Raw genomic sequence first — 11,702 nt, 5'->3', positions numbered from 1 at the left:
ACTCTGCTATATAATATCATGTTTAAATTTGCTCAAGTAATTCTTTTGCTCTATTAAGTGAGATATTATTTTCTTTAATCATCATTTGAACAATTTTATCAATTTGTTGGGAATTAGCTCCAGCTGCTGCAGCAAGGTTTCTAGCATGAAGCTTCATGTGGCCTTTTTGTATCCCATCTGTAGCAAGAGCCCTTATTGCACTGAAATTTTGTGCCAATCCAGTAGATACTATGACTCCAGCTAATTCTTTGGCAGAGTTTACTCGAAGAATCTTTGTGCAAATTTTTGCAATAGGATGCACGCTAATTATTCCACCAACTATTCCGACAGAAAGCGGGATTTCTAATTCACCTACAAGATTTCCTTTATCATCTTTTGACCAAACAGTCAAGGAACGATATTTTCCATCACGTGCGGCATATGCATTAGCTGCTGCCTCAATTGCTCTACTGTCTTGTCCTGTGGCATTTGCCACAGATATGATTCCATTCATTATTCCCTTGTTATGAGTAACTGCTCTATACACATCAAATGCAGCAAACTGATATGCAAGAATGATATTATCAACAACTTCTTCGCCACCAACTTCATCTTTATCAAATACAGCACTTGCCTTTACCAATCTTCGTGTAGAATAATTAGAAAGAATTCGAAGTAGTGTTCTGCCTCCAGTAATTTCTTCAATCTTTGGGGCCACAGCTTCACACATTGAGTTTGTGATATTTGCCCCCATTGCATCACCAACGTCAATCAAGAGCTCCACAATGAGCATCTTTCCTGAGTCAGTTTTGATCTCTTTACATGAAATTTGTTTTGCTCCCTTTCCAATTTTTGATAATGTGTTACTTTTAGCATTTGCAATTTTTAGAATTTCTTCTTGTGAGTTTTTTATCTTAGATTCTACATCTGCAATATTTGCATCTAAAACTTGAATCTGTCCAATACTAAATGATTCATCAGCTTTAATCTTAAATCCTCCATGTATCCTAGCAATTTTTGCACCCTTTGATGCAGCAGCAATTACAGAAGGTTCTTCAATTACCATGGGAACCAGGTAATCCTTTCCATCAATCAAAAAATTTGTAGCAACGCCCAAAGGTAATGAAAATGTTCCAATTGCATTCTCTACCATCTTATCTGCATTCTCAAATGTTATGCCCCCAGTTGCTTTTTCTAAAATATTTAGATCATCATTTGAGAGATTGGCAAATTTGCCAACAATGTCTAGTCTTTCCTTGTGATCTTTCTCAAAGAATTTTGATATTGATGAATCAGGCATTAGTTTACAATCCTCAATAGTTTATCATCAGTACTTAACGGAAAACCTTTCCCATCAGTGTTTGAGGTAATTATGTAAAGGTCACCATTTGAATCCTGGGCTACATCACGTATTCTACCCAAGCCGCCTAGTATGCTTTTTGTAGACTCGATTCCATCTTCTGAGAATTCCAATTGATATAGGTTAGTAGCTCTTAGTGAGGCCATAATCATCTTTCCTTCAAGAGGTAATTTGCTTCCAGAGTAAATGAGAATTCCCCCAGGCTCTATAGCTGGATCATAACAAATTAGTGAATCAATGTATGATGGATTCCCAGAACATTCTTGTTCTGGCCAGCCATAATTTCCTCCTGCTATTACAAGATTGATTTCATCATTTTTTGTTGGTCCAAAGTCTGAAACATAGAGATTTCCAGATGCATCCCATGTCATGCCTTGTGGATTCCTATGCCCAAGTGAATAAACAGGTGAGTTCTCAAATGGATTATCGTTTGGAATAGTACCATCATCATTTATTCGTAAAACTTTACCGGCTAAAGAATCCAAGTCCTGTGGTAAGTGTGAAGAATCAGAAGTAGAACCTGTTGTGATGTATAGTTTTTTGTCAGGACCAAATTTCAAGGCACCGCCATTGCTAAATGGAGATCCTGGGATTTTATCTATAATTGTTATTGCATCTTCTAGTTTGTTATTTTTCTCTTTAATTTGAACAACTTTGTTCCAAAGTTTTCCATCTTCTTCATATGTGTAATAAACGTAAAGAAGATTATTTGTTTTAAATTCTGGATGTGTTGCGATTCCAAGTAATCCTCCATCAAAGACATTTGCAGTTCTAAATGTTGCGAGTGGTTCTTCTAGAAGAGTATTATTTTGTATTACACGAACCCTGCCAATTTTTTCAGTTAAAAAAATTCTATCATCAGCAAAATCAATTGCTCGCGGCTTTTCCAAATTTGTAGCTATGATCTCTACTGAATCATTTCCAGATTGAGAAAAATTTGGTTCTGGAATTGGTAATGGATCAGATGGAGATGTTAGAATTATCGCAGATGCTGCAAGTGCTGCAATAATTCCGGCAATACGTAATTTTTTATCCATTCAATATGAAACTCTGTAAATCCTATTAATTACTTTCAAGTTTTGATAAAGCGTATATACCGCCCTAAACCTTTGTTGGATCAGCGGGGTGGGGAAGTCAGACAATTATGGGCAAAGTCATCCCGGCGGGCTCATAACCCGCAAATCAGTAGTTCAAATCTACTCCCCGCTACTTAATTATTAAAAACAAAAAACCATGGTCTAGAGTCCTTAAATTGTGATTTCGTATTCTGGATTCTTTGTCGTTGAGCAGGTCTAGTCAAGTGTCTGTGAGCTGACAAAATAGGAAGGTACATCTCTTTTTTGAGTTTTCGTGGAATTTCGATAATCACTTTGTTTTTTTCTTTCTTTCCACAGCGAATACACTCAAATCCTTGGCTCTTTCCCTTTGATTTCATCTGTTTATTACAATCATTACACCTAGGGTTAGATTTTTTTTCTATTCTTTTTAGTTCTAGAATCTCTAAAAATTCTACATTTAAAACTCTAGAATAATTCTTTGATGCTTTGCGTATTCCTCCACCAACTTTAATCACATCGCCAATAATCAAATTCATTCCATGATTTGTAATACCTGTAGGTTTGTAAATTGCACATGTAATTTCTTTTTTATTAGATTTTAATGAAAATGTTACATGTCCTCCAAGATTCATGATTGGGTTACTAGATACAATTCCAGTTATAGTTCCAGAGTGATATGGTCGTAGACTATTCACATCAAGTTCATTTTCAAGATGAGCACCCGTGCCTTGATTAGATTTGAATAACATGTATCCTTGGGGCTTTTCATTTGACTTTATCATTTTTGATGCATCAATTAGTGTATCTGGATCCTCACCTCGAATCCCATAAAATACAGGATCCGGTCCGCGTGGGGCAATCATTACATGATTTTTTTTATTATCATAGCTGTTAAAGGTGAGTGGAAATGTTTTTTCTTGCATTTCTTTGACACTGCTTTCAGATAAGCTTCGTTTGGAACCAAATTTTGATTTTTTTCTATAGCTTAAGAGCTCCATGGTGTGATCATCAAACGAATATCCAATTGCACCTAATGCACCAATTAATCCTTGACCGTTTCCTTGGTAATAGAAGTCAATGTTATGCTTTTGAAGAAGTTTTTTGGCAGAACCTCGTTTGATTAATTTCCATAAAGCCATTTTGCTAAATTTACTAAATGATTCTGGAATTACATCTCCTTCATAAAACACCAATCCAGGATTGGCACCATTTTTAGTATCAGAATATCTTTTTAACATTTTGAAAATTTTTTGCTTGATAATTTTTGGATTGTTTGTTTTAATTTTAATTCCAACAGCTCCGTTTCCTCGTGTTTTCCAAGGAATATTTGGATTGAATCTTACTAATCTAGGAAAATCAAGAAATTCCACTTTCTCGTCTTTTAGCAAATCAACAATTTTGTAGGCAAGATATGTAGTACACATGCCCTTTGGTGAGTCAGTATCATCAAATCCAATGTTGAGTATTGTTTCACTCATCAATGGTGGGTAAGAATTTGGACAATTTTTGGTTTTGCTATACCATTGGTTTAAATTAAAATCGACTGAATTTTTAGCTGATTTGATAGTAGTAGATGAGCAAAGAATATTCAATATTATTCAGGAAAAAAAGCCTGTGTCTGTGGCCATAAATGGTCCGGATGGAATCTTGCCCCAAATTCAAGAAACTGCATTAAAGATAATGAATCGATTTGGTATTCCTGCATATGTTCTTGCAGACACAACATGGGGAACCTGTGATCTAAACTCAAATGGAGCAAAGACATTAGGAGCTGAAATTTTATTCAATGTTGGTCATACTATAAACATGCCAGAAATGGAAAACAATGTCTTTTTGATTGATGCGTATGATAATATTGAATTTGATTCAGTGGCCAAAAAATGCGTTGAAATAGTTAAAGGAAAAATAATTTCACTAATTACAGATAGTCAGCATCTAAACCAGGTGGATAAAGTAAAAGAAATTTTTACTAAGGAAGGAATTACTGTAAAGATTGGAACGGGAAAAGGTCAACTAAATGATGGACAAGTTTTTGGTTGTGAGTTTTATCCAGCAATGGAGATAAAAGATGCTGTTGATGCAAATGTCTTTCTTGGCCAAAGTAATTTTCATGCAGCGGGAATAGCACTATCAACAAACAAGCCAACATATGTTCTTGACCCATACTTTAATGAAGTAAGAGAAGTAACAGAATTTGCAAACAAGCTTCAAAAGAAAGCTACATTAGCAATCTACAAAGCTGCAGAAGCAAAAACTTTCGGTGTAATTGTGGGGCTAAAAGAGGGACAGATGTCAAAGACCACTGCACTAAAATTCAAAAGAGAGTTAGAAAAAGAAGGAAAGACAGTACAGCTTCTTGCATTAACTGACATTACAAATGATAGATTACGAAACCTAAAAGGAATTGATGCGTTTATTCAAGTAGCTTGCCCTAGAATTTCTACTGACAATCCATTTGACAAGCCACTTTTGTCAACGCCACAAGCAAATGCATTACTCAAAGTACTTCGAAATGAAGACATTGGAGAGTATATGCAGATTCCCCATTGGCTCTAGCTTGTTAATTCTAAAAATCTAGGATCTTTTCGTAATCTTTCAAAAGATTTACTGTTTTTAGCCTTGATCTTAAATTGCATTCCAGAATGTATTGCTTTTTCCAGAGAATCCAATGATTCCTGTACTCTTTGAAGCATTGCAAGATTACATGATTTATCATATAACACATCAGCATTGGTAGGATAATCATTTAGAATATTGTCACAGCACAAAATTGATTCCTCATATTTGCCAAGTGAGAATAGAATTCTCTCTTTATGGTATAGCACAAGGTTGTAATCAGGATTTTCAGACAGAATCTTTTCACAATAATCCAAGGCAGATTTGTATTCTCCTAATTTTCTCAAAGAGGATATTTTGTTAAGGAGAACTGACATGTCATTTGGGTCAATGCTGAGAGCTTTGTCATAAAATTCGATTGCCTTTTGATACTCTTTTAATTTACTTTGAGCATAACCGATGTTGTTTAAGACGTTAAGATTCGTAGGATTCGTTGATAAAATCTCATCATAAAAGCGAATTGCTTCTCTGTATCTTTTTTTGAGAAAATTTTGATTTGCTTGGTCCATTAATGAGTTGATTCTAGGATCACTAGTCATGGATGTTCATCAAGATTATGGCTTCATTAAGATTTTCCCAAAGAGTCCTTTTCCAGAAAGCATTTTTTTGTGTGCTTTAACGGCATCCTCCAACTTGAATGTAGAGTCAATGATTGATTTTATTTTTCCTTGGGACATCCAGTAAAATGCAGTTTCTAATTCAGCTCTTGTCCCCTGAGTGGAGCCTAAGATGTTTATTCCCTTGAAAAAAATATGACGGAGATCTGTTTTTACATTATATCCAGTTGTAGCACCAGTTGTAACAATTGTTGAACCGTACTTTAGAAGAGTCAATTCTTTATTCCAATGAGTTCCTCCAATGTGCTCATAAATAACATCAAGACCTGGTGGTTTGTCTTTTTTTTGAGAAATATCTTTTGAAATAGAACGTACTTCCTTATGCCAGTCTTCTTTTCTGTGATCTACTGCAAAGTCAGCACCTAATTCAATACATTTGTCTAGTTTCTCTTTACTGGCAGTTGCAATTACGTCACATCCAAATAATTTTGCAATTTGAATTCCAAATATTCCCATTCCAGAGCTGCCGCCCATTACCAAAACTGTTTGTCCTGGTTGAATCTTTGCCCTACCAACCAACATGTGCCAAGAAGTCATCATTGTCATTGATGCAGCGGCTGCATCATCATAGCTTACATTATCAGGAATCTTTACCGCGTTAACCTCTGGCAAATGAGATACCTCGCAGTAACCTCCCCATAGTGGTCCCGTTTGAAATCCCCAAACAAGTCTCTTCTTACAATCAAATTCTCGACCAGAGGTACACAACTGACATGTCCTACATGATAGATTACCATGAGAGACAATCCTGTCACCAACTTTGATATTTTTTACATCATCACCAATTGCTATGACCTCACCGGCAGCATCAGTTCCAGAGATATGTGGCATTGGAACTTCGATTGGTTTTCCGCGCATGGCCCAAATGTCATCATAGTTTAATGATGCTGCCTTTACTCTGAAAACAACTTCGGTTGGTTTTGGTTCTGGTTCTGGAATATCCTTTATCTGTAAAATTTTCTCAAAATCATCATTCTCAGCATACTTTTCAAAAACTAGTGCCTTCATCATTCATTGTCGAATAAAGCTGGTTAAAATCGATTCTGCACCCATAAACAATTATAATTATCAGAATAAGAATGAGCACATGTCTGAATCAATAACTTTTCCAGGTGATAAAATTTCATCCATTGAAGAATACGAGGCGGGAACCAACGCCTTTGATGATGGGGACATGGTAAGATCTGCGGCAGTAGGAAACAAGGAATTTGATAAGAAAGATCGAGTTGTAAATGTAAAGACCTTCAAATCAATTGATGTACCAAAACCTGGAGATATTATTATTGGAACCGTTGCCGCGGTAATGTCTTCTATGATAGCAGTCTCAATTGATTACATTAATGGTAGACCAACAATTTCAAAAGTCGAATGTGTCTGCTCCACTAGAAACATTAGAAGAAAAAATATTGCATTGCTAAATGATATTGTATCACTAAAGATTATCAGTCATTTGAATGGAACGATTCATGCTTCAATAAACGAACCAGAACTTGGAGTAATTTTTACTAAATGTAAAAAGTGTGGAGGAAAAGTTTTGCAAATGAGGGATGCAATTAAATGCACAGAGTGTTCGTGGATTGATGAGCGAAAACTTTCTAGCAAGTTTGGTAACAGTGATTTCTTACAACAAAGAGGATAAAAATGAAAAATGTTTCCTTCCAAGGGGAACATGGCGCATATAGCGAATCAGCAGCAAGAGTTTTTTTTGGGAATGATATCACTACTAAACCATATCCTACGTTCAAGGAAGTACTAGAGTCCACAATCAATGGAATAACTGACTATGCAGTATTACCAGTAGAGAATTCTATTGAAGGGAGTGTCGGAGAGAGCTACGATCTTTTGTATTCTACTCCGCTATTTGCAGTGGGGGAAGTTTACAAAAAAATTGAACATTGCCTTATCGGTACAGGTCAATTGAGTTCAATAGATACGGTTTATTCTCACCCTCAAGCATTAGGCCAATGCAGAAAATTTCTACAAGACAATAAACTAAAGACTGTACCCACCTACGATACTGCAGGCAGTGTAAAAATTATCAAGGAGATGGGAAAAGACAATGTTGCATGCATTGCAAGCAAAAGTGCATCAGAGATATACCAAATTAAAATTATTAAGGAAGGCATAGCAGATAATCCAAATAACTATACACGGTTTCTAGTGCTTTCTACCAAAGAAACTCTAGAGATAAAAAATGCAAAGACATCAATTATTTTCTCAATAAAGCATGAACCTGGAGCGCTATTTCGAATAATTGAAAAATTTCATACAAGTGGTATCAATCTTACAAAGATTGAATCAAGACCAAAAAAAGATTCCATATGGGAGTACAACTTTTTTGTCGACTTTGAAGGAAGTAAGAGTAATTCCAAAGTGTCAGATACATTGATGAAGATTAAAGAAGAGACATTATTTTTTAAAACCTTAGGTTCGTATACAGCTGCTAGTATAAACTAGAATCCTTTTGGTTTTCTAATACTAAATCCTGCACTAAAACCAATAATCACTACACCTGCAGTGATTACAAGAATATGATATGTGAAAAATATTGGATCAGTGTTTCGCTCAAAGGTTCCTGTTACATGAATTTCTGAATCGCCAATATTTTGGATTTCAATTCGGTTTATTCCTTCCTCTAAGACATACCAATCAAAGCTAACCTCTTTTTTGTATGTCGTTGTAGGAATTTGAATACCATCTGCAGGTGTTTTTAGTGTCACGTCAAAAGATTCGCCTTCGATTTTTATGAATTGATGAGAAGATTTCGGAGCAGGAAATTGATATGATGTATACTCACCAACCCCATATGTATCATCAAAAGAAATTGTTTGTAATCCAATTGAGTTAACCAAAGCTGCAACTCCAATTGCTGAGATTGCACTTCCAACAATTATTCCGATAAGTGTTCTTTTGCTCAGCATGGGGTATCTTTTAGGATCGGGCTTAAAAAACTAACTACATTAATGAAACATCATGGGGTTGACTTTCAGCAAAACCTGCCCCAGACATTTTGATAAATTCTGCATTCTGTTGCATTTGAGGAATAGTGTGGGCACCGCAATAGCTTAACCCAGAACGAATTCCTCCAGTAAGCTGTTTTAGAATATCTGTAACACTTCCTTTGTATGGAACCATCGCCTCAACACCTTCTGCAACATAATCATTTAGATCTTCATCAAGAGAAATTTTTCCAGTCTCTTTTGATTTGCGTCCAATAGATGCTGCTAATGATGCCATTCCTCGATAAACTTTGAAGCGTTTACCATTTTTTGTTAATATTGAGCCTGGAGATTCATCTGTTCCGCCCAACATGCTGCCTATCATTACTGATGATGCACCTGCAGCTAATGCTTTTGTTGCATCACCAGATGTTCTAGTACCACCATCAGATATGATTGGAACTCCATGATCGCGTCCTACTTTGGCACAATCCATTACTGCAGTAAGTTGTGGAACGCCTGAACCAGTAATTACTCGAGTTATACAGATTGAACCAGATCCAACACCTACCTTAACTGCATCAACTCCTGCTTTGATAAGATCTTCAGCTCCTTTTGCAGTTGCAACGTTACCAGCTATTAGTTCGCAATCTGGAAACGCTTTTTTGATATGACGAACTGTGCTGATTGCGTTTTCACTATGACCATGAGCAATATCAACAACAATAATATCCGTTCCTGCATCAAGTAATGCTTCTGTTCTTTCCATAAAATCTCCCTTGACACCAACTGCTGCACCAACCAATGGTCTACCCTTTTTGTCTTTAGATGCAGACGGATAGTTCTCCATATTGGTAATGTCCTTGCTTGTGATAAGCCCTTTTACATGATGAGAGTCATCGATTAGAGGAAGTTTTTCAATTCTATGTTTATGTAATAGTTCTTTTGCTTCACTTAGGCTAATTCCTAATTTTGCAGTAACGACATCTTTTGTCATTACGTCTTTTACTAGCTTGTTAGTATCAGATTCAAATGTAATGTCTCTGTCTGTGAGAATTCCTACTAATTTTGATTCTGAATCAACCACTAGCAAACCAGATACATCTTTGTCGATTGTATACTGGATGGCATTACGAACTGTCTCTTCAGAATTAATTGTGTAGGGGTTTTCAATCATTACACTGCCAGATCTTTTTACTTTGAGAACTTGATCGGCTTCTTCCTTAATGGTGAGAAATCTATGGATTATACCAATTCCTCCTTCTCTTGCCATAGTTACAGCCATTGAAGATTCCGTAACAGTGTCCATGTTAGCACTCACAAGAGGTATGTTAATTGAGATATTTCGTGAAAGTTTAGTTTTAAGATCTGTCTGAGATCGACTTGTTATATCTGAATATTTGGGAACAAGAAGAACATCATCAAAAGTTAATCCTTCTCTGAATTCCAATGAAACCTCATTCCAAAGATTGAAAATGCATTATAAGCTTTTGTTTGTACGTAAGAATCGTTGTATGGGTTGGATTACCTCTTTAGTATATTTTACATTGTGAGTACGAATTATATCTGCTCCCTTAATTGCAGACATTACTTCACATGCAAGTGAGCCTGCCAAACGATCATCAGGATTAGGCTTTTGTAATATTTTACCTAAAAAGGATTTGTTAGATACAGATACTAAAACTGGAAAGTTTGTCTTAACTTTTGATAGATTGGAAAGAATCTCAAGATCTCGTTTAACCCAATCAACATTAAATTTTGTAAAAAATAATCCACGTCCTGTATTGCGAAAGAATCCTATCGCAGGATCTACTACGATATTTTTTATCCCAGATGATTTTGCAATTTTAATGCTATCTGAGATTAGTTTTTTTGTTTGTGATATATTATTTCCATGAATTGGTTTTTTGCTAAAGGCACATACAATTACAGATGGTTGATACCTTTCTATGACATTAGGCATTTCTTTATCAAATTTTAGACCAGAGATATCATTGATGATTTCAGCGCCCAAATCTAATGCAGTTTTTGCAGCACTAGCACGGCAAGTATCAACAGATATTGGCAAATTTGAAACACGCTGAACTATCTTGATTGCTTGAGAGATACGCTGTGATTCTATTCTTTCGGAAATTAATGTTGAAAGATATGGTGCAGTTGACATTCCTCCAATATCGATAACATCGGCTCCCTCTTCATCCATCTTTCTAATGGTTTGAGCTATATCATGATCAGTTGTTTTAATTGATTTTTTGTAAAAAGACTCTGGACTGGTATTCAAGATGCCCATTATTCTAACTGGGGATGTTTTTCCGACAGTAACTGTGCCCAATTTACTCATATAACTTATCAAAACCCATGTCAATTTGAGTCATATGACTATTATTGGTTGGAAAACTCGGTATAGCCAGATTTTAAAAGAATTTGAGTTTAGTAAAAAAAAGGATCTGGATTCTGCAAAAAAATTAGATTCTCTTCTAAAACAGAAAAAAGAATCATTCAGTAAGATTAAGAAGATTATTTCTCAAAATACTGTAATCGTAATTGGTTCAGGAGAATCATTGGAAACGGCAATTCCAATAATTAAAAAATTAAAGAAAACCCCAAAGATTGCAGCAGATAGTAGCGTATCAGAACTGATGAAAAATAAAATAATACCTGACATAGTGGTCACGGATCTTGATGGTGAAGAAAGGTACTTGAAGAAAATTGCAAAATCTAATTCATTTATGGTTGTTCATGCGCATGGAGATAACCAAGAAAAGCTTGAGATGGTGAAAAATTTCAACAACTGCATAGGAACAACACAAACAGAATCATTTGGAGTATTATACAACTTTGGTGGGTTTACTGATGGCGACAGATGTGTATTTTTAGCTGATAGTTTTGGGGCCAAGGACATAATCTTGTTTGGGATGGATTTTGGAAAAAAGATTGGAAAATTTTCTCAGACAAAGCATGCTGACACAAAAATTAAACTCAAAAAACTCAGATGGGGCAAGAAACTTCTAGAGTGGTTGGCTACAAAATCAAAGAGCAATTTGTACACTACATCTGATCCAATCAAAGGATTCAAAAAAATTTCCTACAATGACTTGGATGATATCATAATAACCTAGAATGCGTTTTAATA

General features: G+C 35.5%; 12 protein-coding genes. 4 read left to right on the top strand and 8 right to left on the bottom strand.

Features of this window, described 5'->3' with window-relative positions:
- Window positions 1-22: 22 nt before the first annotated feature.
- The 3 genes from DWQ18_05495 to DWQ18_05485 all read right to left on the bottom strand — a co-directional run bounded on the left by DWQ18_05495 (window position 23) and on the right by DWQ18_05485 (window position 3,875).
- Window positions 23-1,279, bottom strand: coding sequence for a hydroxymethylglutaryl-CoA reductase, degradative (locus DWQ18_05495; GenBank protein RDJ33505.1), 1,257 nt, complete (start codon window positions 1,277-1,279; stop codon window positions 23-25).
- Window positions 1,279-2,376: a PQQ-dependent sugar dehydrogenase gene (locus tag DWQ18_05490; GenBank protein RDJ33504.1), complete on the bottom strand. Its 1,098-nt coding sequence runs from the start codon at window positions 2,374-2,376 to the stop codon at window positions 1,279-1,281. Before DWQ18_05490 ends, DWQ18_05495 begins: the two co-directional genes overlap by 1 nt.
- Before the next feature lie 173 nt (window positions 2,377-2,549).
- Window positions 2,550-3,875, bottom strand: coding sequence for a DUF1743 domain-containing protein (locus DWQ18_05485; protein ID RDJ33503.1), 1,326 nt, complete (start codon window positions 3,873-3,875; stop codon window positions 2,550-2,552).
- Window positions 3,876-3,957: 82 nt separating this feature from the next.
- Here DWQ18_05485 and dph2 point away from each other — a divergent pair, with 82 nt between their 5' ends.
- Complete coding sequence (gene dph2 / locus DWQ18_05480) at window positions 3,958-4,953, top strand: diphthamide biosynthesis enzyme Dph2 (GenBank protein ID RDJ33502.1); 996 nt, start codon at window positions 3,958-3,960, stop codon at window positions 4,951-4,953.
- Here the strand turns inward: dph2 and DWQ18_05475 are convergent.
- Complete coding sequence (locus tag DWQ18_05475) at window positions 4,950-5,552, bottom strand: tetratricopeptide repeat protein (GenBank protein RDJ33501.1); 603 nt, start codon at window positions 5,550-5,552, stop codon at window positions 4,950-4,952. The two genes, dph2 and DWQ18_05475, sit on opposite strands and share 4 nt — an antisense overlap.
- 15 nt (window positions 5,553-5,567) lie before the next feature.
- Window positions 5,568-6,638, bottom strand: coding sequence for a Zn-dependent oxidoreductase (locus tag DWQ18_05470; protein RDJ33500.1), 1,071 nt, complete (start codon window positions 6,636-6,638; stop codon window positions 5,568-5,570).
- A gap of 79 nt (window positions 6,639-6,717) precedes the next feature.
- Here DWQ18_05470 and DWQ18_05465 point away from each other — a divergent pair, with 79 nt between their 5' ends.
- Window positions 6,718-7,269, top strand: a complete 552-nt coding sequence (locus DWQ18_05465; protein RDJ33499.1) for an RNA-binding protein — start codon at window positions 6,718-6,720, stop codon at window positions 7,267-7,269.
- A gap of 2 nt (window positions 7,270-7,271) precedes the next feature.
- Entirely contained in the window at window positions 7,272-8,087 is an 816-nt protein-coding gene (locus DWQ18_05460; GenBank protein RDJ33498.1) for a prephenate dehydratase, read from the top strand.
- On the opposite strand, the gene DWQ18_05455 is transcribed toward DWQ18_05460, so the two are convergent.
- From DWQ18_05455 to folP, 3 genes are read right to left on the bottom strand one after another with little or no spacing between them, the layout of a single operon-like run.
- Window positions 8,084-8,551, bottom strand: coding sequence for a hypothetical protein (locus DWQ18_05455; protein RDJ33497.1), 468 nt, complete (start codon window positions 8,549-8,551; stop codon window positions 8,084-8,086). The genes DWQ18_05460 and DWQ18_05455 overlap by 4 nt on opposite strands.
- 34 nt (window positions 8,552-8,585) lie before the next feature.
- A complete protein-coding gene (locus tag DWQ18_05450) occupies window positions 8,586-10,019 on the bottom strand; it encodes an IMP dehydrogenase (protein ID RDJ33496.1) in 1,434 nt (477 codons plus the stop codon).
- A 30-nt stretch (window positions 10,020-10,049) separates the two neighbouring features.
- Window positions 10,050-10,910, bottom strand: a complete 861-nt coding sequence (gene folP / locus DWQ18_05445) for a dihydropteroate synthase (GenBank protein RDJ33495.1) — start codon at window positions 10,908-10,910, stop codon at window positions 10,050-10,052.
- Between the two features lie 34 nt (window positions 10,911-10,944).
- On the opposite strand from folP, the gene DWQ18_05440 reads away from it, so the two are divergent.
- A complete protein-coding gene (locus DWQ18_05440) occupies window positions 10,945-11,688 on the top strand; it encodes a DUF115 domain-containing protein (protein RDJ33494.1) in 744 nt (247 codons plus the stop codon).
- Window positions 11,689-11,702: the final 14 nt, after the last annotated feature.

This window comes from Thermoproteota archaeon (assembly GCA_003352285.1).
Lineage (GTDB): Archaea > Thermoproteota > Nitrososphaeria > Nitrososphaerales > Nitrosopumilaceae > PXYB01.
The sequence above is the reverse complement of the archived record's forward strand: the minus strand, read 5'-3'. Positions and strand labels throughout refer to the sequence as shown.

Excerpts from the sequence above, each read along its gene's own strand:
- DWQ18_05495 (RDJ33505.1), bottom strand. The coding sequence starts at position 1,279 with ATGCCTGATTCATCAATATCAAAATTCTTTGAGAAAGATCACAAGGAA.
- DWQ18_05490 (RDJ33504.1), bottom strand. The coding sequence starts at position 2,376 with ATGGATAAAAAATTACGTATTGCCGGAATTATTGCAGCACTTGCAGCA.
- DWQ18_05485 (RDJ33503.1), bottom strand. The coding sequence starts at position 3,875 with ATGAGTGAAACAATACTCAACATTGGATTTGATGATACTGACTCACCA.
- DWQ18_05475 (RDJ33501.1), bottom strand. The coding sequence starts at position 5,552 with ATGACTAGTGATCCTAGAATCAACTCATTAATGGACCAAGCAAATCAA.
- DWQ18_05470 (RDJ33500.1), bottom strand. The coding sequence starts at position 6,638 with ATGAAGGCACTAGTTTTTGAAAAGTATGCTGAGAATGATGATTTTGAG.
- DWQ18_05465 (RDJ33499.1), top strand. The coding sequence starts at position 6,718 with ATGTCTGAATCAATAACTTTTCCAGGTGATAAAATTTCATCCATTGAA.
- DWQ18_05460 (RDJ33498.1), top strand. The coding sequence starts at position 7,272 with ATGAAAAATGTTTCCTTCCAAGGGGAACATGGCGCATATAGCGAATCA.
- DWQ18_05455 (RDJ33497.1), bottom strand. The coding sequence starts at position 8,551 with ATGCTGAGCAAAAGAACACTTATCGGAATAATTGTTGGAAGTGCAATC.
- folP (RDJ33495.1), bottom strand. The coding sequence starts at position 10,910 with ATGAGTAAATTGGGCACAGTTACTGTCGGAAAAACATCCCCAGTTAGA.
- DWQ18_05440 (RDJ33494.1), top strand. The coding sequence starts at position 10,945 with ATGACTATTATTGGTTGGAAAACTCGGTATAGCCAGATTTTAAAAGAA.